Annotated in this window: 24 protein-coding genes and 1 pseudogene; 16 read left to right on the top strand and 9 right to left on the bottom strand. The window is 56.0% G+C overall.

What is annotated here, in order from left to right; translation table 11 throughout:
- The 3 genes from KGB29_RS22790 to KGB29_RS22800 all read left to right on the top strand — a co-directional run.
- Window positions 1–398, top strand: a 398-nt coding sequence (locus tag KGB29_RS22790) for a methyl-accepting chemotaxis protein (protein ID WP_223616489.1), incomplete at its 5' end; no start/stop codon positions are given.
- Between the two features lie 155 nt (window positions 399–553).
- On the top strand, window positions 554–1519 hold the full coding sequence (locus KGB29_RS22795; RefSeq protein ID WP_150813714.1) for a GntR family transcriptional regulator: 966 nt from the start codon (window positions 554–556) through the stop codon (window positions 1517–1519).
- Complete coding sequence (locus tag KGB29_RS22800) at window positions 1516–2154, top strand: aldolase (protein ID WP_150813715.1); 639 nt, start codon at window positions 1516–1518, stop codon at window positions 2152–2154. The genes KGB29_RS22795 and KGB29_RS22800 overlap by 4 nt, the downstream gene beginning before the upstream one ends.
- A gap of 284 nt (window positions 2155–2438) precedes the next feature.
- Here KGB29_RS22800 and KGB29_RS22805 read toward each other — a convergent pair whose 3' ends face one another.
- Complete coding sequence (locus KGB29_RS22805) at window positions 2439–2918, bottom strand: hypothetical protein (protein ID WP_150813716.1); 480 nt, start codon at window positions 2916–2918, stop codon at window positions 2439–2441.
- 343 nt (window positions 2919–3261) lie between these two features.
- Between KGB29_RS22805 and KGB29_RS22810 the strand changes: the two genes are divergently transcribed.
- A complete protein-coding gene (locus KGB29_RS22810; RefSeq protein WP_150813717.1) occupies window positions 3262–3513 on the top strand; it encodes a hypothetical protein in 252 nt (83 codons plus the stop codon).
- A 321-nt stretch (window positions 3514–3834) separates the two neighbouring features.
- On the opposite strand, the gene acnA is transcribed toward KGB29_RS22810, so the two are convergent.
- On the bottom strand, window positions 3835–6513 hold the full coding sequence (gene acnA / locus KGB29_RS22815; RefSeq protein ID WP_150814858.1) for an aconitate hydratase AcnA: 2679 nt from the start codon (window positions 6511–6513) through the stop codon (window positions 3835–3837).
- Between the two features lie 215 nt (window positions 6514–6728).
- Here acnA and KGB29_RS22820 point away from each other — a divergent pair, with 215 nt between their 5' ends.
- The gene (locus tag KGB29_RS22820; protein ID WP_150814827.1) at window positions 6729–7457 is read left to right on the top strand and encodes an ABC transporter substrate-binding protein; all 729 of its coding nucleotides are present in this window, start codon (window positions 6729–6731) and stop codon (window positions 7455–7457) included.
- A gap of 49 nt (window positions 7458–7506) precedes the next feature.
- On the opposite strand, the gene KGB29_RS22825 is transcribed toward KGB29_RS22820, so the two are convergent.
- The 5 genes from KGB29_RS22825 to KGB29_RS22845 all read right to left on the bottom strand — a co-directional run bounded on the left by KGB29_RS22825 (window position 7507) and on the right by KGB29_RS22845 (window position 13042).
- Window positions 7507–8547 carry an AbrB family transcriptional regulator gene (locus KGB29_RS22825; protein ID WP_150814828.1) on the bottom strand — a complete coding sequence of 347 codons (1041 nt, stop codon included), beginning with the start codon at window positions 8545–8547 and terminating at the stop codon, window positions 7507–7509.
- Window positions 8544–9608 (bottom strand): lactonase family protein, encoded by a 1065-nt coding sequence (locus KGB29_RS22830; protein WP_150814829.1) that lies wholly within the window; start codon window positions 9606–9608, stop codon window positions 8544–8546. Before KGB29_RS22830 ends, KGB29_RS22825 begins: the two co-directional genes overlap by 4 nt.
- Window positions 9609–9649: 41 nt before the next feature.
- Entirely contained in the window at window positions 9650–10531 is an 882-nt protein-coding gene (locus KGB29_RS22835) for a LysR family transcriptional regulator (protein WP_150814830.1), read from the bottom strand.
- A complete protein-coding gene (otnK, locus tag KGB29_RS22840) occupies window positions 10521–11789 on the bottom strand; it encodes a 3-oxo-tetronate kinase (protein ID WP_150814831.1) in 1269 nt (422 codons plus the stop codon). Before otnK ends, KGB29_RS22835 begins: the two co-directional genes overlap by 11 nt.
- A 116-nt stretch (window positions 11790–11905) precedes the next feature.
- The gene (locus KGB29_RS22845; RefSeq protein WP_223507865.1) at window positions 11906–13042 is read right to left on the bottom strand and encodes an isocitrate/isopropylmalate dehydrogenase family protein; all 1137 of its coding nucleotides are present in this window, start codon (window positions 13040–13042) and stop codon (window positions 11906–11908) included.
- Between the two features lie 194 nt (window positions 13043–13236).
- Here KGB29_RS22845 and rraA point away from each other — a divergent pair, with 194 nt between their 5' ends.
- Window positions 13237–13719 carry a ribonuclease E activity regulator RraA gene (rraA, locus tag KGB29_RS22850; RefSeq protein ID WP_150814832.1) on the top strand — a complete coding sequence of 161 codons (483 nt, stop codon included), beginning with the start codon at window positions 13237–13239 and terminating at the stop codon, window positions 13717–13719.
- Here the strand turns inward: rraA and KGB29_RS22855 are convergent.
- Window positions 13712–14650 carry a GntR family transcriptional regulator gene (locus KGB29_RS22855; RefSeq protein ID WP_043302255.1) on the bottom strand — a complete coding sequence of 313 codons (939 nt, stop codon included), beginning with the start codon at window positions 14648–14650 and terminating at the stop codon, window positions 13712–13714. The two genes, rraA and KGB29_RS22855, sit on opposite strands and share 8 nt — an antisense overlap.
- Window positions 14651–14878: 228 nt before the next feature.
- Here KGB29_RS22855 and KGB29_RS22860 point away from each other — a divergent pair, with 228 nt between their 5' ends.
- The 5 genes and pseudogenes from KGB29_RS22860 to KGB29_RS22880 form a co-directional block, all read left to right on the top strand.
- Window positions 14879–15538, top strand: coding sequence for an aspartate/glutamate racemase family protein (locus KGB29_RS22860; protein ID WP_150814833.1), 660 nt, complete (start codon window positions 14879–14881; stop codon window positions 15536–15538).
- A gap of 28 nt (window positions 15539–15566) precedes the next feature.
- A complete protein-coding gene (locus tag KGB29_RS22865) occupies window positions 15567–16355 on the top strand; it encodes a hydroxypyruvate isomerase family protein (RefSeq protein WP_150814834.1) in 789 nt (262 codons plus the stop codon).
- Window positions 16356–16487: 132 nt separating this feature from the next.
- Window positions 16488–17231 carry an acetoacetyl-CoA reductase gene (gene phbB, locus KGB29_RS22870; RefSeq protein WP_008017165.1) on the top strand — a complete coding sequence of 248 codons (744 nt, stop codon included), beginning with the start codon at window positions 16488–16490 and terminating at the stop codon, window positions 17229–17231.
- 119 nt (window positions 17232–17350) lie between these two features.
- On the top strand, window positions 17351–18688 hold the full coding sequence (locus KGB29_RS22875) for a CitMHS family transporter (protein WP_150814835.1): 1338 nt from the start codon (window positions 17351–17353) through the stop codon (window positions 18686–18688).
- Between the two features lie 114 nt (window positions 18689–18802).
- Window positions 18803–18904 (top strand): annotated as a pseudogene (locus KGB29_RS22880) (DeoR/GlpR transcriptional regulator); the annotation flags it as partial.
- Here KGB29_RS22880 and KGB29_RS22885 read toward each other — a convergent pair.
- Window positions 18895–19398, bottom strand: a complete 504-nt coding sequence (locus tag KGB29_RS22885; RefSeq protein WP_150814836.1) for a GNAT family N-acetyltransferase — start codon at window positions 19396–19398, stop codon at window positions 18895–18897. The pseudogene KGB29_RS22880 and the gene KGB29_RS22885 sit on opposite strands and share 10 nt — an antisense overlap.
- 158 nt (window positions 19399–19556) lie before the next feature.
- Here KGB29_RS22885 and KGB29_RS22890 point away from each other — a divergent pair, with 158 nt between their 5' ends.
- From KGB29_RS22890 to KGB29_RS22910, 5 genes are all read left to right on the top strand, one after another.
- Entirely contained in the window at window positions 19557–19904 is a 348-nt protein-coding gene (locus KGB29_RS22890) for a metalloregulator ArsR/SmtB family transcription factor (protein WP_150814837.1), read from the top strand.
- 23 nt (window positions 19905–19927) lie between these two features.
- The gene (locus tag KGB29_RS22895; protein ID WP_057715351.1) at window positions 19928–21211 is read left to right on the top strand and encodes an arsenic transporter; all 1284 of its coding nucleotides are present in this window, start codon (window positions 19928–19930) and stop codon (window positions 21209–21211) included.
- A 28-nt stretch (window positions 21212–21239) separates the two neighbouring features.
- The gene (locus tag KGB29_RS22900; RefSeq protein ID WP_150814838.1) at window positions 21240–21710 is read left to right on the top strand and encodes an arsenate reductase ArsC; all 471 of its coding nucleotides are present in this window, start codon (window positions 21240–21242) and stop codon (window positions 21708–21710) included.
- An 11-nt stretch (window positions 21711–21721) separates the two neighbouring features.
- A complete protein-coding gene (arsH, locus tag KGB29_RS22905; RefSeq protein ID WP_150814839.1) occupies window positions 21722–22417 on the top strand; it encodes an arsenical resistance protein ArsH in 696 nt (231 codons plus the stop codon).
- Window positions 22418–22544: 127 nt separating this feature from the next.
- Window positions 22545–23223 (top strand): hypothetical protein (locus KGB29_RS22910; RefSeq protein WP_223616490.1); only part of this gene is annotated, 679 nt, incomplete at its 3' end.

Here is a 23223-nt window from a genome sequence, read left to right on the forward strand (position 1 = left end):
CCGATGAAGTCCGCGCGCTCGCTCACCGTACCGCGCAGTCCACGCGAGAAATTGAAGACATGATCAGCGGGATCCAGAACGGCACGGATACTGCCGTGTCGACCATGCTCAGCAGCAGTGAAAATACCCGCCTCACCCTCTCACTAGCCCAGTCCACCCAAAGTGCATTGGCAGAAATCGTGGCCGCCAACGACGACATCAACCAACGAAACTTGATGATCACGACGGCGACTGAGGAACAAGCCCATGTTGCGCGTTCGGTCGACCAAAACTTGCTCAACATCCGAGACCTGTCTGTCCAATCAGCCACAGGCTCGCAACAAACCACTAGTGCGTCTCAATCCCTTGGTTTACTGGCCCTTGAGCTGAATTCAATGGTTCAACACTTCAAGATGTAACAAATACGCTCATGCAATTTTTTGCATAATGACACGCTAAAAAGTAGTCATGCGCGACAAAAACTGATCGAATTGAGGTATGCCTCATTTGATCTCACATTCCGGCTCAACCGGTTTGTGTTTGTCGCCACCCCATTTCGTAAGTGATCACAGATATGGCCTCAAGCGCCCTCGTACAACGAATCGCTGCCGAGATCCGGCAGAAAATCCAGACCGGTGAGCTATCGCTGGGCGCTCACTTGAGCGCACAAAAAGTCGCCGACGAATTCAACGTCTCTCGCTCTCCGGCGCGCGAAGCACTGGTCTTGCTCTCGGAACAATGTGTTCTGGAGCAGCTGCCCAATCGCGGGTTCTTCGTACTGGAATCAGTACAGGATCCATCGCAGATCCAAGACGAGGTACTTCCTCTTGAAGAGCCGGATGAATACTACCGACTCTCGGAAGACTGGTTGAACAACGCAATTCCGAGTGAAGTAACGGAGCAGTTTCTGCGCACTCGCTATAACCTGACCAAAGCCCAGGTCATCGACATTCTCAATCGCGCCGCCAAAGTAGGATGGGCTGAGCCAAAGCCTGGTTATGGCTGGCGTTTTCTGGATGTGGCGAAGACACCGGAAACCCTTGAGCAAATCTACAAGGTGCGCTCGCTGATCGAGCCAGCGGCACTGTTGGAGCCGACTTACCTGCACGACCTGGCCAAGCTCCAACGTCTTAAAAAAGAGCAGCAGGACATGCTCAACGGTGGCATCGATAGCCTGCCGGCAGACGTCCTCTTGAAAAATGGTATTCGCTTCCACGAAGAGTTCATCAAGCTCTCTGGCAACCCGCTTTATCACATGATTCTGGTCCAGATGAACAACATGCGGCGGCTCATCGAGTACCGCTCGATGATCGACCGCAAGCGTCTCTACAAACAATGCGCCGAACACATTCGGATGATCGAGCTGGTGGAACAGGGCAATAACCTGGAAGCCGCGCATTTGATGAAGCAACACTTGAGCGGCTCTTTTGCTCACAAATCGCCGATCCTGAAACTGCGATCAGAATCTGCCGAAACCACCCCTTCACTTTCTGGCCTCAGCACTGGCCTCACATCACTTCTCGAGGAGAGCACACGTTGAGTACCGAAGAACAACTGCGCGAAGAAATCTGCATCGTCGGAAAAAGCCTCTATGAACGCGGTTATACCGTGGGCAGCGCAGGCAACATTAGCGCACGCCTGGACGATGGCTGGTTGATCACCCCCACCGACGCCTGCCTGGGAAGATTGAAGCCGGAAGAGATCGCAAAAGTCGGCAAGGACGGCACTTGGGTCTCGGGCAGCAAACCGTCGAAGACCCTGGAATTGCATCGCCAGGTGTATGACCGCAACCCTGAAGTCAACGGTGTAGTTCACACTCATTCGACCTCGCTCGTAGCTCTAACACTTGCAGGGGTCTGGGCCAACGACGACATCCTTCCACCATTGACCCCTTACCAAATCATGAAGGTTGGCCACATCCCATTGATCGCCTATCAGCGTCCCGGCTCTCCTGATGTGGCCAGGCAAGTGGCGCAATTGGCCAACAAGGTTCGGGGCGTGATGCTGGAGCGGCTGGGCCCAGTTGTTTGGGAAAGCTCTGTATCAAAAGCCAGCTTTGCGCTGGAAGAACTTGAGGAAACGGCAAAGCTTTGGATGATGAGCAATCCTAAACCTGCGTCACTGGGTGAAGACGCTATTGAAGATCTACGACAGGTCTTCTCTGTTAAGTGGTAACCCTACTGAGGACCAAGACAAGGCGTTCGATTGAGCCAATGACTAGTCGTTCGCCTTGCTACTCATAATGCCCAATCAGCTCGCCACTGAAGCAGCTAGCGAAGTGAACTCTTTCAAGTCCGTCTCAACCACATACATACCTTTGCTCAGATGTTTTTCTAACGGGCTTGTCGTGCCTCGGTGGAGCCCAGGTCACCACTGAACCGGCGAGCTTGATGTACGACTCCTGTGTCTTGCGCGCGTTTTCGTTCGAGGTCGCAATGCCGGCCGCCCTGTTTTACCGTCTATTTCGGAATGTATTTGGACAGGGTCGCCTTAAGCGCCTCGGTAACAAGAGCAATCAGAATTGGTTCGGAACTCGACTGCATATCTCTACCAATTTCGGATTGCTGTTCTTTCACTTTTCCCGCGTATTTTGATGCGCGGCCTTCAGATACGAGTGATGTCAACTCTTCTTGAGAGAATGACTTCTCATAGGCTGCAGCAAGGTTCTCATCCCACTTAGGCTGGTACTGCGGCAGCAATGCATTGATTTCGTCAGACACGGCACTGCTTGCATCTGCACTTCCCAGTTTTGTGACGATCATCGCGTAGGTGATCGTTCTTTTCGCTGCCAAAAGTGCAAGAGTAGAGAGGTTACTGCCGATCTGTGCCTGGGCTACGAATGTGCGAGCATCTTTATGAGAGCGGGTTTCAGCGGAAACTGTATTGGAAAGCGCGACGAGCACGGTGAACACGATAGCGGTAGAAGAAATCCTTTCCATTTTCCAGCTCCATCGGAGGGAAACCAGTGTTTCATCAGCGTAGTTTCATCCCGAAGGTTGTGCCACGTGGTGACCGCTGCTGCGGCAGGTGGTTTGAGCACGGCGAGACTTTGAATACCCTGGTTGAGGAAATTTGAGTCACTCCGGCTTTTTGGGCACCACGACGGACTGCCTTTGGCCGTTTATTGCCTGGCGCCACCGTCAGCTATGGGTCGTTCTCTGCCGGTCGCCGATCCTGATCCCTCTATGCAGTCTGTGCGCGTGGGCTACACTCAAAGGTGCGCCGATTTAATCCTACTTGTGGGGGCGCTTGAAAAATACTCGCTAAAGCGGAGTAGCTACCATGCCTACTCTTTCGATTGATTCACACACCCGTCTGCTTATCGCCAAAGCCATCATCTCGACCACAGGTGAAGCCGAAGCTATTCGTATCGTCCCGCTGCCGGGCGGCGGTCAACTATTACTGATGTTCAACTGCGGGCATGTCGCCGTCGATCTCGTATCGGATCAGGACGATCTGTTCGACAACCACCGCCTCGTGTTCGACGTATCTGCACAGGTCATTGCCGACATGGAAAGCCATCGCGGCGAATAGGTCGGGTTGTTTTCTGCTGCGAAAACCATGGTCGACTTTTTTAACAGAATCAGCCGATTTCTGCCTGTCGCCACCGTCAGCTTTGGGTTGAAAGTAGTCCTTAACGACAGGCCACTTTCGGCCAACTACGCTGTTATGCAGTTTGTTAAAGCACCAATGGAACAACAGTTTATGTGGGGGTAGTTGCTATCAGCCCTAGCGACATTCCGTGTAGCGAATAACGGCGACTGAGCCGCTGCGCGGAAGCTGGCCAGTACTTTGCTGTTCGGGCTAGATCTGGGGCAGGCAGCAACAGGTCTACAAGCCCCGTATCGATTAAGACTATGCTTGCGCCACAACCTTGCGCACGACGTAAGGCAGGATCCCACCCTGCTTCAAGTACAGAATTTCCTGTTGTGAATCCAGCTGCAGAGTCAACGACACCGACGTCTGGCTTCCGTCAGCACAACTGATCGTTAGGCTCACTGAGTTTGCCCCCACCTGCAACGTCTCCAAGCCACTGAAATCCAGCGATTCATTACCGCTCAGCCGCAAGCTCGGAGCATCAGCACCAGCTGCAAAGGTAATGGGCAGGATACCCATGCCGATCAGGTTGCTTCGGTGGATGCGCTCGAAACTTTGTGCGATGACGGCTTTGACGCCCAGTGTGGCTTGCGCCTTGGCGGCCCAGTCACGGCTGGAGCCCGCGCCGTAATTGAATCCGGCGAAAATCACCAGCGGCACCTCTTTGACGACGTAACTCAGTGCTGCGTCGTAGACGCGCTGAATGGAACCGTCGAACGCCGTGGCAAAGCCGCCCTCTCCCGGCTGTTGCTCCAACAGCTGATTCTTCACCGCTCGATTGACAAACGCACCGCGCATCATCACTTCGTGATTGCTGCGGCGGGTTGAATATTGATTGAGATCGTTGGGGTTTTCGCCGCGCTCGGTCAACCACTGTCCAGCCTGACTTTCGAGTGGAATCGCACTGGCCGGTGAGATGTGGTCGGTGGTGACGTTGTCGCCAAGTACCATCAACACACGCGCGTCATGAATCGACAACTCAGTGGAGGCCTGAGGTTTGACGTTTTGCAGATAGATTGGTCGACGCAGATAAGTCGAATTCGGCGCCCAGGGAAATTGCACGCTGCCACTGGCCGACAGTGCCTGCCAGTGATGAGTACCGTCCCACAGCATGGCGTTGCGCTTGCGGAACAGGTCCGGGCGAACGGTCTGGCTGACCAGTGCCTGAATCTGCTCTTCGCTCGGCATCAGCTCGTGCAGATACACGTCGTTGCCTGCCGCATCCTGGCCCAACGGCTCAGTCTGAATATCCATGTCAATGGTGCCGGCCAACGCGTAGGCGACGACTAGCGCCGGCGAAGCCAAGTAACCGACCTGCACCCGAGGATTAACGCGCCCTTCGAAGTTACGGTTACCGGACAGTACGACCACGGTTTTGAGGCCCTGATCCGAAAAACGCTCCATGTGTTCTTCGAGGCTGCCGGAGTTACCGATGCAGGTCATGCAACCAAACCCGGCCAAGTCAAAACCCAAGGCTGAGAAGTCGCTTAAGAGGTCGGCCTTTTCCAAGTAGTCCGCCACCACCCGCGAGCCAGGCGACAACGATGTCTTGACCCAAGGCTTGCTGCGCAAACCGCGACGCTGGGCGTTGCGTGCCAGCAATCCGGCCTGAATCATCTGGCTCGGATTCGCGGTGTTGGTGCAACTGGTGATCGCCGCTAAAGAGATTGCGCCATGGCTCAACGCCTGGCCAAAAGAAGGCTCGAAGTATTCGGCTTCACTATCCGAGGAGCGAGCAATGATGCCCTCCCGCTCACCCAGAATATCCTGGCGAAAGGATGGTGCGGCGTCCGCCAGTTTGCGCCACTGGTGTGGCTGATGGGGGCCTGCAACACTTGGCTCGATTGCCGAAAGGTCCAGCTCGATCAGGTCATCAAAATGCGGCTCGGGCAATGAGTCGTGGCGCCACAGACCTTGCGCTTCAAGGTACGTTTCAATGCGCGCAATGGTGTCGTCGATACGCCCCGTCAAATGCATGTATTCCATCGTGCTGTCATCGAACGGGAAGAACACCACCGTGGCGCCATACTCAGGGGCCATGTTCGACAGCGTCCCCCGCGCCGCCCAACTGAGCTTCGACAGACCGGGTCCACAGAACTCAACGAACTTACCCACCACGCCTTTCGCACGCAGCATCTGAGTGATGCGCAATGCCAGATCGGTAGCTGTCACACCGGGCCGCAGTTCGTTACTCAACCGAATGCCGACGACCTCAGGAAAGCTGATCGGCACCGGCTCGCCCAGCATGGCAGCCTGCCCCTCCAGCCCTCCCACGCCCCAGCCCAGCACGCCGATGGCGTTGATCATGGGCGTGTGGCTGTCAGTCGCTACGATATCGTCAGGATGCAGCAGCGGCTGGCCGTCGGCCGTCTGGCTTTCCCAAACGACGGTGGCCAGTGATTCCATGTTGACCTGGTGGATGATCCCGGTGCCCGGCGGCACCACCTTGAAATTGGTCAGGCTCTTTTGTGCCCACTTGATGAACTCATAACGTTCGGAGTTCCGGCGGTAATCGATGTCGAGGTTCTTCTCGACGGCATCCGCCTCGGCGTAGCGCTCGACAATCACCGAGTGATCGATGACCAGCACCGCAGGAATCATCGGGTTCATGGTTTCCGGTACGCCACCCATTTCAGCAACCATGTCACGCATGCCGGCAAAGTCAGCCAACGCCGGCAGACACGTTGTATCGTGAAACATCAGCCTATTGGGATAAAAAGGCACTTCGCAAGCGGGGGCGTCCTCGCGTATACACGCGATGACATTGTCCAGAGCCGTAGGTGAGCAACGAGCCACATTCTCCAGCAGGATACGGATCGAATAGGGCAAACCGAGTAGTTCGTCCGGGGTCAGTATCTTGTACAGATCGACGTAGGCGTAACGGGTGTCGCCCACTTGCAGGTGACTTTGATGGCGTGCATCGATGGCTGAAATCATGGGCTTATCATTCACCGGTTGAGTGCATGAGCAAACGACTCTGTGCGGTCGTTCAGTTGGACCCAGCGTAACCAAAGGCAGGCTCGAGTAAAATTGAGCGTTGAGCAAGCCATCGTTCGTCCACGGAGAACGCAGCCTTGGCGAGCCTGAAATTGTCAGGGCCTGCGCACTTCCCTACCCTCAGGGCCGATGACATTTTCCCTTGGAGAACCTGTATGCCCACCCCTACCGCAGAAGTCCTCAACGATCTTGCCCCAACTGGCGTACTCAGAGCAGCCATCAACTTCGGTAACCCTGTTCTAGCTCAGCGCAATACCGAAACAGGACAACCTCAAGGGGTATCCGTCAGCCTCGCCGTGGAATTGGGCAAGCATCTGGGCGTCCCTGTTGAATTCATCACCTTTGACGCTGCCGGCAAGGTGTTCGAGGCATTGGCGAACAAGCAATGGAATATTGCTTTCCTGGCCATCGAACCCGTGCGTGAAGCTCAGGTCGCTTTTAGCGAACCGTACGTGATCATCGAAGGCACTTATCTGGTCAAGAACAGCTCCAGATTCTTCAAGATGGAAGATCTGGATCAACCAGGTGTGCGAATCGCCGTCGGTAAGGGTGCTGCTTATGACTTGTACCTGAGCCGAACGCAGCAGCACGCGACCCTCGTCCGTGCGCCGACATCGGCCGCCGCGGTAGACCTATTTCTCGACGAAGACTTGGATGCAGCTGCGGGCGTGCGTCAGCCACTGCTCAAAGTTGCCGAGGCCAACAACGAACTGCGCGTGCTGGACGGTTACTTCACCTCGATTCGCCAAGCGATGGGCGTTCCCGTGGAGTGCGTCGCTGGCGCGGCTTACGTCAGAGCGTTCCTGGAAGAACAGAAAGCCAGCGGTTTCGTCCTCAAAGCTCTCGTCGACAGCGGTCAGGGCGACGTCACTGTCGCCCCCTAGCAGGGCAATTAATACATCGCCCATGGTGGCTTGAAACGCACTTGCCCGCTCAGCGGCGAAGGCGTTTCAGCCAGACTTTGTGTACGGGTTCAGCACATAGCATCACCACCACCAAGCGCATAATTTGCATCGCCGTGACAATACCGACACCTAGGTTTAGGGCTTCGGCCGTCAGATACATCTCTGTACTACTGCCCGGCATCATGCCCAATGCTAGGGTCAATACCGGAAAGCCCAGTAAGTATCCGATTCCAAGTGCCAGAACCAGGGTGCAGAAAATCATGATCAAGTTGAACAACGAAACCTTGAGCAGGAAAGTCGGCGAGGCTCTGAAGAACTGGCGATCAAAGTAACCACCGAGTGCGCAACCGATCATGAGCTGCCCGTAATGACTGAGTTCCACGGGCAATGCCGTTTGAAGATTGAAACTGGCCGTGAAGAGAGCACACAAAGCCATCGGACCGAACATCCAGGGATTCGGTAATTTGTACCGCTTCCAGATCATTGCCGTCAGCGCTCCGCCGATCAGCAGCGGTAGCAACCAATACCAATCACTCGGCAAGCGAGCATGGACCACTGCCGGCGAGATTTTCGCGGTGAAAAACATCGCAGGCGGCACGCAGAGAACAATCACGACCAAACGCACACTATGCGCCGCAGCGATCTGACTGACGTCGGCCTTATGCCTGATTCCCGATTGAATCATTTCTGCAAAGTTGGCGGGCATGAACGCGAAGAATGCAGTCGTCAGATCCATTCCACGACGCCGCATAAACTCTACGCCGAGCAGTGCAAGGAACAGGGTGAGAAACGCCGCGAACAGCATCATCGCGAAATGCCCCAGGATCTGTTCCAGCACCACAGGCGTGAAGTGCAAGCCGATGGAAGTCGCGATCATCCACTGTCCGGTCAGACGGCCATTGGGAATCTCTCCCACGCGCCAGCCCAGGCAACGCACCAGGATCACCGCCAACATCGATCCAATAATCCATGGCAAAGGCCAATTCAAATAACTGGCGATCAGAGCCCCGGCAATGCCAACGAGCGGTGTCGCCCACCACAATCCCATTGAGGTGAAAAACGTCTTCATGTCCTCGGACCACCGAAGACCATGCACACAGGGCTCCCGGTCTCGATCAGGTTACCCGTCGGGGTCAAGCCTCCGGTTGCTGGGTCAACACTGAAAACCACGATCATATCGCTGTCCTCATTGGCGACGTACATGAACTGTCCGTCGGGTGAGAGCGCAAAAAATCGCGGCGTGCGGCCTTTCGTTGGCGTCGCCGACACGAACGTCAGCCAACCCGTTTGCGAGTCGATGCTGAAGATCGCGATGCTGTCATTGCCTCTATTGGAGGCATACAAGAATCGCCCAGCTCCATCGACTTCGATCTCGGCGGTGGTGCTGTCGCCGGTAAAAGAATCAGGCAACGCAGAGATCACCTGCTGCGGCAGAAGCTCTCCGCTTTCGCTGTTAAAGCGGTAGGTGCCAACGGTGGAATCCAGTTCATTGACCGAATAGACCACTGGCAATCCGGGATGAAACGCAACATGCCGTGGCCCTGCCCCTTTGCGAGTGGCCACAAACGGACAAGCTGCCGGCAGCAGCTTGCCCAGTTGCGAGTCGAAACGATAAGTGAAAATCCGGTCGAGCCCTTTGTCCGGCACGACCACTAACTTTCCACTGGGATCGAATGGATTGAAATGAGGCTTCGGGCCTTTCTGTTCCACTCGATGGGGTCCGATTGGCCCCTCGGTCAGCACTTGATCACAGAGTTCGCCCAGCTCACCCGAAGCGAGTATTGGCAGCACAACCACTGAACCGCTGTAATGATTGCTCACCACCAGGAAACCACCGTCCGGTGAAATCGCCAGATGAGCGGGATTGTGACCATGGGTGTTCTGGCTATTGAGATAGGTCAGCGTGCCGTCGGCGCTGATGCTAAATGCACTGGCTTGATCTGTATCGCCATGGACGCAATACAGGAAATTCTGTTGTTTGCTGATGGCCAGGAAAGACGGATTGACCAAGCCATCAACGAGTTGCACGTGAGACAGCTGCCCCGTTTGCGAGTCGACGCTGTAGACGTTGATCCCATTACCGCGAGCATTTCTTTCACGAGTGGTACGACAGCCGACGTAAATAAACATGTACTCATCTCAAGAGTGAACAGGTGATTGAACAGCGCCTGTTACGCGGTCAAGTGTGCGACGAACGCACGGGCAGTAGGTGGTAGAGCCTCAAATCGTCGAGCAACGATCTGCAACTGACGCTTGGCCCAGGGCTCAGCCAGAGTCACAGCTTGTAGTTGAAAGGGACGCAGGTAAGGGCGCAACACATCGCGAGGCAAAATGCAGATACCCAGATTGGTCGAAACCATCCGGCACATGCACTCAAAACTGGAAACGCGAACCCGCTGCCTGACTGCCTTCCCTAATAATTGGGCTTGTTCAGTCAGTAGCAGGTGCACCGAGCTTTCCACATGAGGACCAATGAATTCATAGAGCAACGCCTGCTCAAAACTGGCTTGCGCCTGCCCCGCCAAGGGATGGTGATCTGGGACAGCAATCACCAACTCGTCCACGCGATAGGCCAGTGTTTCCAACCCAAGGGACGGCGTCTGCTGCGCGATGATGCCGACATCCGCACGCCCATCCGAGACGGCTCGTACAATTGCGGCACCGACGCGCTCCTCGATGTCGAACTTGATATCGGGGTACGTTTCCAGGAACGTCCCGATGTCCAGGCTCAGCTGTTGTGCTAACGCGGATGTAATGGCGTGCAAACGAACATGGCCTTTGATCCCAGCGCCATATTCACTCAGCTCCTGATCCATCTTCTGGAGGGTTTCATTCACCTGCAACGCGTAATGACGAAGCGACTGCCCTGCCGGAGTCAGCTCCATTCCGCGGGGGTAGCGAACAAACAGAGGTGAGCCGACTTTCTCCTCAAGCTCGCTGATCCGTTTACTGACCGCGGACGTCGCCAAGTGGCAGAGTTGCGAAGCCTTTGTCAGGTTCCGCTGCTCCGCCACTGCCATGAAGATTTCCAGGCTGAGCAGATCATGGCGCATTGGCCAATGCCTTCTCGAAGAAGTCTACTGTTCCGAAATTGCCGGACTTAAGTGCCAAGGCAACCGGGTCGTCCCGCAAGCCAAGCGTCCAAGGCACACCGGGATCAATTGTCGCGCCGATTCTCAGCGCCTTGACCTTAAGTGCCTTGACCACTGCACCCGACGTTTCGCCACCGGCCACCACGAGTTTACGAACGCCCATTTCATATAGGCCAACAGCTACGGCGGATAGCGCGTCTTCAACGATCTGCCCTGCGGCTTCAACACCGAGCTTCTGCTGTGCAAGCTTTACCGTCTCTGGCTGCGCACTGCCGTAAATCAGAATCGGCCCTTGCTGAATCAAGTCTTTCGCCCAGGCGAGTGCTTCGGCTACCTGATCATGACCATTCGCCAGGAGCAGCGGGTCAAGGGAGAAACTCGGACGACTCTTTTGCCAGTGCTCGACCTGGCTATTGGTCGCCACTGAACAACTGCCGGAAACCACCGCGCCCAAGCCTTCAATGGCGGGTAGTGCCGAAGCGGTCTCGGATTTGCCGAGCAAACCTGCACGACGGAAGTTTTCAGGTAGACCTAGCGCAACGCCAGAACCGCCGGTAACGAGTTTATGGTCAGCAACGGCCCCACCGATCGCATACAGATCCTCGTCGTCGATCGCGTCGACAATGGCGTAACCCTGCCCCTGCGCCTCAAGGTTACTGAAGGCTGTTGAAATGGCTTGCGCGCCCTTGGTTACGACCGAATGCGCAACGAGCCCAACTGGCTTGAGCGTCTGCTGTTGCAGCACTCGAACCAGATTGGAATCAGTCATTGGCGTCAACGGATGATTGCGCATTCCGGACTCGCTCAACAACACATCACCGACAAACAAATGACCGTTAAAAATCGTGCGTTTGTTCTCCGGGAATGCAGGGCAAGCCACAGCGAACGAGACGTTCAAAGCATCAGCGAGTGCGTCGGCGACAGGGCCGATGTTCCCGCGAGAAGTGGAATCGAACGTCGAGCAATACTTGAAAAAAAACTGTTGGCAACCCGCAGTACGCAGCCACTCCAACGCTTCAAGCGATTGAGTAACGGCCTCTTCGGGACTGACGGTGCGGCTTTTCAGGGCAATAACGACAGCATCAATATCCTCTGGCAAGGGCCCTTCAGGTACACCGATCACTTGCAGCGTTCGCATCCCGCCACGTACCAAAGTACTGGCCAAATCAGTACCGCCGGTAAAGTCGTCAGCGATGCAACCGAGTAGTAATTGACTCACTGTTCTCTCCTCGCGCCCTTCCCTCGGTTACCCCAAGGAAGAAAGGCATTCTCTTGTTATTGATCCAGCAATACTCCAAACAACGGGCGGCATGACATTCATGCCGCCCGTGTGGATCAGCCCAGGATGACCTTGGCGACGGCCTCACCAAAAGCTTTAGTGCCGCTAGAACCGCCCAGATCCGGGGTGCGTTGCTTAGGATCTTTCAGAACGACATCCACGGCCTTGTCCATTTCCAGGCCGGCTTTGATGAATGCTTCATTGTTGTGGAGCTCGCCCATCCATTGCAGCAACATGCCGACGGAGAGAATCATGGAGACCGGGTTGGCCTTGTCCTGACCTGCGATATCCGGCGCGGAGCCATGTTGTGCTTGGGCGCAACAGTGAATATCGCTGGCCATCATGGAGCCGGCGAGACCCAGGCTGCCCGACAGTTCACTGGCAAGGTCACTGATGATGTCGCCGTAGAAGTTCGTAGCGACCAGCACGTCGAAACGCTCAGGGCTGCGCACCAGGTGGGCAGTCGACGCATCGACCAGCAGATCGTCCAGAGCCACTTCTGGGAAGTCCTTTGCCACATCACGGACGCACTCCAGGAACAGGCCATCAGTCATATGGAAGCTGTTGGCTTTGTGAATGGCAGTGACCTTCTTGTCACGCTTCATAGCCAACTCGAACGCTCGGCGGGCAATTCGCTCACTGCAATGACGAGTGATTTTACGCGTGGATAAAGCCATATCAGGGGTCGGCATCACTTCGCCCCAGCCGCGACTCATGTTGCGGTCCGGATAAAAGCCTTCAGTCGCTTCGCGCATGATGACCAGATCCATCGTCTTGCCTTCCTTCATGTTCGAAGTCAGGAACGGACGAGTACGGGCAGGACGTACGTTGGCATAGAGATCCAGGCCAATGCGGAAACCGGCGGAAACGTTACGACCGCCCTTTTCAGGCACTGGATAGTCGGCGTGCGATTGGGTGCCGAGAATGATGCCGTCGTAGCCCTTGGCCTTTTCCAGCACTTCATCACGCAAGGTGGTGCCATATTTATCCAGGCTCGTGAAACCTACATCCTCGTAATCGAAGCTCAGGTCCAGATCGAATTTTTTGTTGGCTGCTTGCAGGACCGACATCGAAGATTCAACGATTTCCGGACCGATACCATCACCAGGAAGAACCAAAATACGCATCGCACACCCCTTGCTTATTGTTTGAGCTGAATTTTTTGAAGCAGGTCTGTTTAAAAACCGCTCCATTTATGTACATCGTAAATACAAAGTACAATATTGGCGAGGCGAAATCCTTAACCATTTGCTCCCGTTCGTCCTGACATTTCCTGGAGCAGTGTCGTTATCGCCTTCGACAGATTGCATTTTATTGCATGAATATTCAGTTTGTGCAATCTTTTCGCTCAACGGTCATCCATCAATCGAGCCAGGAGACTCACTCCATGACAGTTAAAACATCTGATTTGTGCGACCAATACCCGGACACCATTCGGGTTCTGGCCCCAGTGTTCAGGGACTTTGGCGGGAAAAATGATTTCGAGGGCCGTGCTTTCACCCTCAAATGCTTTGAGGACAATTCAAGGATCAAAGAAATAAGCAGTTTGCCGGGTCAAGGCAGAGTGTTGGTCGTGGATGGTGGGGGTAGTGATCGGTACGCACTGTTTGGCGATGTGATCGCTGAGGACTTGGTGAGGAACGGCTGGGCCGGCGTACTGATCTACGGTTACATCCGCGACAAGGCGGCTCTGCGCGACATGCCGATTGCCATTAAGGCACTGGGCACATCACCGCGAAAGACCGTCAAACGCAACGAGGGCCAGATTGGTATAGCGGTGGAATTCGCCGGGCACACCATCGCAGATGGCGACCAGCTATACGGTGATGACGATGGGGTGGTGCTGCTGAACGAGCCGCGGCTTAGCTGACCACCGAGATCTCAAGGCTGCGCTGGTATTCCAGTTCATCCTTGGCCTCTTTGTCGGTTTTCTGCCGCCCGACGACATCGAGGTGATTGCGCAGGAACTCCGCAGCCGCTTCTCGCTGCCCACTTTCGATGAGATCTAGAAGATGGATGTGCTCTTTACACTGGTTGATCAAGCGAGGCCGGTCCACGTTGGCCTTGTAGGCCATGAATCGACGCAACTGGTTTTGCCGGCGGATAGCTTCGAGAAAAAAAGCGTTGCCCGAACAACGGACCACCAGTTCGTGAAGCTGTGCACCTATCTGAAACAGCTGAGATCGCGACAGGTTAAAAATGTCTCCATCCAGCATTTTTTGCTGGGTCTCACGAGCTTTGGCAAACGCGGCCTTATCCACCTCGTAGCCAGGTTCGAGCACGGCAGCCGGTTCAATAGCCATACGAAAACGGTAGCTTTGAATATGGGCCTTGGAGTCATGCAGAAAACTATTGATCTCCCACCCCTGCCCAGGCTTGCGCTCAATCATCGCCTCATTGGCCAACCGGTTCAGGACCTTCATGAGTTGCCCTCTAGGCACCTCATATTTGCGCATCAACTCGGCTTCAAAAAAAGTCGTTGGGATGTCGCCACGAAGAACGTCATCGACGACACGCAGATAGAAATCTTCAAAAGGGTCGACTTCCAAGGGGAGCTTACGACTGTCGATTCCTCGCGCGTCAGCCGTCAGGAAATAGCCCCGATTCGGTTCCTTGGTCGCGAGGCCCAACTCAGCCAACAAAGCGAAACCACGTCGAATCGGCGAACGGGAGACCCCCAACTCTTTGGCAAAAGACTCCTCGCGCAGCGGATCACCGGCGCGCATCGACCTGGCTCTCGCCATATCGATGATCTTGGGAGCCAACTGCTCCGCAAGGTCTTTTTTTATCTTGGGCTTCATTTTGGATTGTTCGCCCGCCAATGGTTGTGGAGGAGTCAATTCTGCTGAATTCATGGAAACCGGTTATCAGAGGAGGATGGATTCGATGCAAAGGTCTGGGATGGAGCCATGACACCCAAATCCGGGACTTGAAAGAAAAATAACACACCTGATGCGCATCAACACGCCACCGAAATGCCAAGGCTTCACCGTCCATCAACTTGATCTACTACAAACCAGGAATACGTCATGACCGCACCACGTATCTATTTGATTCATGCAACGCCGGTGGCAATCGCCCCCATCACTGAAGCTTTCACTCGGCTCTGGCCCGAGGCCAAGCTCGCAAATCTGTTGGAAGACTCGCTTTCCAGCGACTTGGCGGAAGCCGGTGAACTCACTCCAGCATTGAATGAACGTTTTTTGAAACTGGCTACCTATGCGGCGGAGTCAGGGGCTGATGCGATCTTGTTTACGTGCTCCGCTTTTGGTGACGCCATTGATCTGTGCAAGCGCTCGTTGAGCATCCCTGTGCTCAAACCGAACGAAGCCATGATCGAGGAGGCCATTCAACGCACCCAAAGGATCACTATCCTTGCGACCTTCAAACCAGCCATTACATCGATGACTGAGGAGTTTGAAAGCTATGCGCGGCAACTCGGCGTAGAGATTGAACTCGATACACGGGTCTGCCCTGAAGCGTTTGACGAACTGCGCATGGGAAACACAGATCGTCATGACGCTTTGATTGTTGATTCGGCTCGCGCGCCTACGAGCAGCGAACTGCTGTGTTTCGCGCAGTTTTCCATGACCAGCGCAGCGCAATTGGCAAGCCAAGCGAGCGGCCTTTCAGTGCTGACCACGCCAGATAGCGCAGTGTTGAAACTTCGTAACCTTTTGAACGCTTGATGCAGGTCGAAAAATCTCGGAGTAAGGCATGACCAGATTAAACGCACACATTGGATTCCAATTTACGGAATTGCCATTTCTAGAGCGGTTTGCTGCGGCCGCGAAATCAGGATTTCGAGCGGTCGAGTTCCCCTCGCCCTATGAATACGAAGCGACGCACATTGCGGAGCTTCTCAATGAGCATCAGCTGCAGATGGTGCAATTTGCCGCGCCATCAGGAGTAACAAAAGGCACCACTGGCATTTGTCGCTCAAAGCAGGATTTCCTGGCAGAAGTGAACCAAGCCGTTCAATACGCAAAGGTGCTCGACTGCAAAATGGTGCACCTGATGTCTGGTGTGTCGCTTGCTGAGCTTGGGGTGATTGCCGACAGCGGTATTTATCGACGTAACCTGCAGTACGCGGCCGAGTTCTTGTCTGGCGAAGGCATTGAACCCTTGATTGAAGTGATCAGCTCAACTGAGGTTCCGGGCTACCTGATGAGCCGCTTCGACTTTGCAGAGGAAATGCTTGAGGCCCTTCCCAACCTCGGCCTGATCTTGGACACCTACCACACGGAGCTTCTGGGCGAGGATTGTCTGCGAAAGCTAAATCAATGGTGGCCGCGCGTTAGTCATGTCCAAGTGGCCGACTTCCCGGGCCGGAATGAACCTGGTACTGGCAATGTCGATTTTCCAAAACTGCTCTCCATGCTTGAAGACCATGCCTATCAAGGCTGGGTGGGATGCGAGTATCGCCCTCGCGCCTCCACGTTCGACGGGCTCGAAGATCTATGGAGGATCATGAAACCCAACCCGCATGAACATGACCGTTGGTAAGAAATCGTTTCTTTTTGAAGAAATTGTACTGCGTTACCTTGCAAAACAATTTCGAGTGGAGTTTATTAGGGCCAGTAGCCCTTGAAGGTTGCACGCAATACTCCCCACAAAAAACACAAAAGGAGTTAACGCATGACCAAGAAGATCGCCTTTGTTACTGCTGGCATGGGAAACCTGGGCACAGCAGTTTGCCAGCGACTCGCCCGAGACGGATTTACCGTTGTCGCAGGATGCGGTCCCGATTCCCCATTGAAAGACACTTGGCTCGCTCAGCAAAAGGAGCTTGGCTTTAACTTCATCGCCTCTGAAGGAAGCGTTGCTGATTGGGACTCTTGCCGCCAAGCCTTTGAGCAGATCAAGAAAAATGTCGGGCCAGTCGATGTCCTGATCAACAACGCAGGCACCGCTCGCAACGTTGTCTTTCAGGAAATGCAGCCCAACGACTGGACAACCGTCATCGACACCAACCTCAACTCTCTGTTCAACGTAACCAAACAGGTTATCGATGGCATGACTGAAAGAGGCTGGGGACGGGTCATCAACATCTCTTCCGTCAACGCCCAGTTGGGCCAAGTGGGTCAGGTCAACTACTCCACCGCCAAGTCTGCAATCCGGGGTTTCACCCGTGCTCTGGCACGAGAAGTGGGATCCCGTGGCGTCACAGTGAATACCGTATCCCCTGGTTACATTGCCACTCCCAAACTCAAGTCTGTTACTACCGCCGACGTCATGGATCGCATAATCCAGGACATTCCGACTCGGCGCCTTGGAACGCCTGAGGAAATCGCCGCCGTATGTGCCTGGCTTGCCTCCGATGAGGCTGGGTATGCGAACGGTGCTGACTTCTCGCTAAATGGCGGTCTTCACATGAGTTGATACTCGTGTGAGACTCAGCGGCAACCCGCTGGATCAGACCAAAAATGCAGCGGGAACCTTGATGCGCTTTTTGCGCAGATCCCATAAAAACAATTGTACTTTACGTCAAGGTGATACAAATGCTCTCAATACTCGGCTACGGCATGATCGTGACCTTCATGGCACTGATCATGACCAAGCGGTTGTCACCGTTGGTAGCGATGACAATAGTCCCTATCGTATTCGCTCTGCTGGCGGGTTTTGGCCCGGACATGGGCGGCATGATGATCGAGGGTCTGAAAAAGGTAGCTCCAACCGCGGTCATGGTGATGTTCGCGATCCTCTACTTTGGCGTGATGTTCGATACCGGTCTGTTCGATCCGGTCATTCGTAAGTTCATCAAGCTGATCAATGGCGACCCGATGAAGGCCGTCGTGTTTGCAACACTGCTGGCAGGGATGGTATCGCTGGACGGCGACGGTTCCACAACGTACATGATTACCGTCACCGCGATGCTGCCTCTGTTCAAGCGCCTGCGACTCGAACCACTGTCACTCACCTGTGTAGTGATTCTTGCGGCGAGCGTCACCAATCTGTTGCCGTGGGGCGGTCCTCTGGCACGTGCTGCAGCGTCCTTGCAAGTCGATACTGCCGAACTGTTTATCCCGCTTATCCCGGTTATGGTGGTGGGCTTCCTGGGTGTTCTTGCACTGGCTTACTTCATCGGTATTCGCGAGCGTCAACGCTTGGGCACACTGCGCTTATCGCTGGGTGCTGCCGCCACCGTCTTTGAGGATGAGGCTGACGACGAAGGTCTGCCATCCATGTCAGACGAGAATGCCGAACTGCGTCGCCCAAAACTGTTCTGGCTGAACGCTGGCCTGACGATCGCCTTGATGGCCGGCCTGGTGGTGGAAATACTGCCACTGTCCATTTTGTTCATGGTCGCGTTCTCCATTGCGCTGGTGATCAACTACCCGCACATGAACGATCAGCGCCGTCGTATTTCCGCGCACGCTCCAACGGCTTTGAACCAGATCGCGATCTTCCTGGCAGCCGGCATCCTGGCAGGTATTCTGTCCGGTACGGGCATGGTCAATGCGATGTCAGCGAGCTTCCTGGCAATGTTACCGGCGACCTGGGGTCCGTACATGGCGCCAATCACCGCGTTGGCGAGTATTCCGGGCACCTTCTTCATGTCCAATGACGCCTTCTACTATGGTGTGCTGCCAGTGCTTGCCAAAGCTGCAGCGGCCTATGGCATCTCCGCGGCAGAAATTGGACGGGCTTCACTGGTGGGTCAACCGGTCCACTTGCTCAGCCCTCTCGTGGCCTCGACCTACCTGCTCTGTGGCTTGGCAGGTGTGGAATTCAGCGACCACCAGAAATACACAATGAAATGGGCGTTCGCGCTGAGCTTCCTGATCTTGCTCGCCTGCCTGCTGCTGGGATTGTTCCCTCTGGCAGTTGGTGTCTAAGGGAAAATCGAGAGCAAATAGCATCACCGCATCGAAACAATGAAAAATCCTGGAAACAGAAATGTTTTCGGGATTTTTTGTGTTCGCTCAATCAAGGATCACTTTGGTGCCCGAATGTTTAGCCAAAATGACATCGCCGCCGATATCGCCGCACCGATGATCCCTGAACAACGCCGTGAAATGATGCTGCGACAGTTGCGCAAGCATCATCTGATCGACAGGACGAATCGATCTTCGCCCCCCGTGTTGTCGTTGCAGGAGAGTTGCTCAAGCTTGAATCCGCACCGATCCAGGACTTTTCTGGAGCCGGCGTTCTCCCTGAAGGCATACGCAACCAGTTGCGCAAGTCCCCAACGTATCCGGGCCTCCTGGATCAGGTGCCTCAGCGCCCGTGTTGCCAGCCCCTGCCCGCACACGCGTTGATCGATCCGATAGCCGACTTCGGCAGAACCCGTCGATGAGTCGATGCTTTTCAGATTGGCTCGACCGACGATTCTCCGACTGGAATCCTCGATGACAAAGGGGTGCCAGGCGCCGATGGCGAAATCGGACAAATAGCTTTCGATATGATCGGCGACACCCTGCAACGAGTAAAAAGCAGGGGCGCGCGCATCGATATGGGATTCGAACCATTCACGGTTCTGGATTTCGAAAGCCAGCAACGCTTGAGCGTCAGTCATTTTCAGCTCGCGTACGCTAAATGATTCCATTCACCGCCTCTCCTGTGTCTTGTGCCGAATGGGCTCGAGTCTATCTCATACCTGAACAACCTGTTCGGGCCGAGCCTTCCCTTCGCGAGCCCGAGCGGCTTGCACAACACATATGGAAAATCGTATATTCGAATAACCATATGTATCGAGCCACGCCAATGCTCAATCCTGCTGCCGTATTCAAATGTCTGTCCGACGAAACCCGCGCCCGGGCCACTTTGCTCATCACTCGTGAAGGCGAGTTATGCGTGTGTGAGCTGGTCTGCGCCCTGGACGACAGTCAGCCCAAAGTTTCCCGCCACCTTGCCCAGCTTCGCGGCTGCGGCCTGCTTCTCGACCGTCGCCAGGGGCAGTGGGTGTATTACCGGCTCAATCCCGATCTGCCCGCGTGGGTTCGCGACGTTCTCGAGACAACCTTGCTGGCAAACGCCGACTGGCTTGCGGACGACAGCACTCGCCTTGCCGCGATGGGCGACCGTCCACTCAACACTTCCGCCTGCTGCTGACCCTTCACTCATCGAGACTCCGCATGTTTACTGCGTTTATCATTTTCCTGTTCACCATGGTGTTGGTCATCTGGCAACCCAAGGGCCTGGGCGTCGGTTGGAGCGCCTCCCTGGGAGCCATCCTGGCCCTGCTGGCAGGCGTCGTGACACTGGACGATATTCCACTGGTGTGGGCCATTGTCTGGAACGCCACCGCAACCTTCATCTCGCTCATCATCATCAGTCTGCTGCTCGATGAGGCCGGGTTTTTCCAGTGGGCGGCATTGCATGTGGCGCGCTGGGCCAAGGGTGACGGGCGGCGCCTGTTCGTTTTCACGATTCTGCTGGGGGCCGGCGTATCCGCGCTGTTTGCCAACGACGGTGCAGCCCTGATCCTGACCCCCATCGTTGTTTCAATACTGCTCGCACTGCGTTTTTCGCCAGCGTCTACCCTGGCGTTCGTCATGGCGGCCGGTTTCATTGCCGACACGGCGAGCCTGCCCCTGGTGGTGTCCAACCTCGTCAACATCGTTTCGGCCGACTACTTCGACCTGGGCTTCAGCGAGTACGCCGCCATCATGGTGCCGGTCAATTTCGTTGCCGTGGCGACCACGCTCGTGGTGCTGTACTGGTTTTTCCGGCGTGACATCCCCAGGCACTACTCTCTCGATGACGTGATGGACCCGCGACGCGCCGTGCGTGATCCCCTGACCTTCCGCGTCGGCTGGATTGTCCTGGCTCTGTTGCTGATCGGGCTGTTTGCACTGGAACCCTTGGGCATTCCCATCAGTGCCATTGCAGCGGTCTGTGCCGCGATGCTGTTCGCCGTGGCTGCACGTGGGCATGTGATTTCAACGCGACGGGTGCTGCGCGAGGCGCCCTGGCAGGTCGTGATCTTTTCGCTGGGCATGTACCTGGTGGTGTACGGGCTGAAAAACGCCGGACTGACCACCTACATGACCATGGCACTGAACCACATGGCCGAATTCGGCATCTGGGGCGCCGCGCTGGGCACTGGCCTGCTCACGGCGTTGCTGTCATCGGGCATGAACAACATGCCCACGGTGCTGGTGGGTGCCCTGTCGATTCAGGCCAGTGACGCCACCGGTGTGGTGCGTGAAGCCATGATCTACGCCAATGTCATCGGTTCTGACCTCGGTCCCAAAATCACCCCCATCGGCAGTCTTGCCACCTTGCTCTGGCTACATGTGCTGGAGCGCAAGGGCATCCGCATTACCTGGGGTTACTACTTCAAGGTCGGCGTGGTCCTGACGCTGCCGATTCTGTTCATCACCTTGTCTGCCCTGGCCCTGCGCCTGAGCGTTTAGCCCTGTGCGACTGCAAAGAGGAATCACCATGCGCGTTCTGTTTATGTGTACCGCCAATAGCTGTCGCAGCATCCTGTCCGAAGCCATGTTCAACCATCTCGCCCCGCAAGGTTTTGAGGCGATCAGTGCCGGCAGCTTCCCCAAGGGACAGGTGCTGCCCCGCAGCCTGAGCACGTTGCAAGAAGCCGGCATCGCCATCGACGGCTTGAGCAGCAAAGGCAATGAGGCTTTCGAAGGCAACCCGCCGGACATCGTCATCACGGTCTGCGACAAGGCCGCTGGTGAGGCGTGCCCCGTGTACTTCGGGCCGGCGCTGAAAGCTCACTGGGGCCTGGAAGACCCATCGGACATAAAGGGGGATGACGCGACGGTATCGGCGGCGTTCCACTCGACCCTGGCGCGCATCGAAACGCGCTGCCGGGCATTCCTCGACCTGCCTTTTGCACAACTCGACCGCGATGCGCTGAAGCGGGAACTCGACCGCATCGGCACGCTATGACCGGAGCCCCCATGACTCATCCCCTGCCCAATCTCGACACATCACTGACCCAGCCCATCGACAGTGGGCGCGACGACCAGCACAAACCGCGCATCCTGTTGCTATACGGTTCGACTCGTGCGCGGTCGTTCAGTCGCCTGCTGGTCGAGGAAGCAGCCCGGTTGCTCGAACACTTCGGTGCCGAGACACGGATCTTCAACCCATCAGGCCTGCCGCTACCGGACGATGCGCCCTCCGATCACCCGAAAGTCCAGGAGCTGCTCGAACTGATGCAATGGTCCGAAGGACAGGTCTGGTGCTCGCCGGAGCGCCACGGCTCCATGTCTGCGGTGTTCAAGGCGCAAATCGACTGGGTGCCGTTGGCGTTGGGGGCCGTTCGCCCAACCCAAGGGAAAACCCTCGCGGTCATGCAAGTCTGCGGCGGTTCCCAGTCCTTCAATGTGGTGAATCAGCTTCGTGTGCTGGGGCGCTGGATGCGCATGTTCACCATCCCCAATCAATCCTCCGTGCCAAAGGCTTTTCTGGAGTTTGACAACACCAATCGCATGAAACCCTCGTCGCTGTACGACAGGGTGGTGGACGTCATGGAGGAACTGGTGAAATTTACCCTGCTGCTACGGGATCGCCCCGATCTGGTTGACCGCTACTCGGAACGCAAAGAGTCCGCGCAGGAACTGAGTCAGCGCGTGAATCAGCGGTCGATCTGATTGTAGAAATGTTCGCCTTGGCTCGATAGCCGAAACAAAGTCGCAAACCCCACGATGCTTCGGGGTTTGCGACTCTTTGCCGATTCGTCCCTCAAGCTCCCGGGACGTTTTCTACGGTATGCCTGCCGTGTTCATTGCCGAACGTGCAGGTCTAGTTCTCTACCTCAACCGCGTCGAAATCCGGTTCGTCCGGGGCATCCGGGGCGTCCGCCATATCCTCTCGGACATCTTTCGCCTCAACTTTGGCAGCTTCTCTGGCTGCGTTCGCCTCGGCTTTGGCGGCGTCCCTGGCTGCATCCGCGGTAGCCCGGGCAGCATCCCTGGCGGCATCCGCTTCAGCCTTGGCGGCGTCCCTCGCTGCATCTGCAGTGGCCCGGGCAGCGTCTCTGGCTGCATCCGCTTCTGCGCGCGGAACGCCAGCCGCTCTTGCGGCATCCCGGGCGGCATCTGCTTCAGCCCTGGCGGCATCCCGTGCGGCATCGGCAGTGGCTTTTGCCGCATCACGGGCTGCATCCGCAGTCGCTCTGGCCGTGTCCCGGGCTGCATTGGCATCAGCTCTGGCAGCGTCCCTGGCTGCATCGGCGGCATCGTTGTCATGGGCATTGCCCGGGCCTTTGTTCCCGGCTACACCACCATGGTCAGCGTCGCCGCGCCCCGGACCACCATGACCGTCACCGTCATGGCCTGCAGCACCATGATCGCCACCCTCTCCTCCATGGCCGCCGGCACCGTGACCGCCACCACCGGAGCCACCGCCACCGCCACCGCCGTGACCTCCACCGCCCCCACCGCTGCCGCCATCCTTG

It is taken from the genome of Pseudomonas sp. BF-B-30 (assembly GCF_019956305.1).
Classification (GTDB): Bacteria; Pseudomonadota; Gammaproteobacteria; order Pseudomonadales; family Pseudomonadaceae; genus Aquipseudomonas; species Aquipseudomonas jessenii.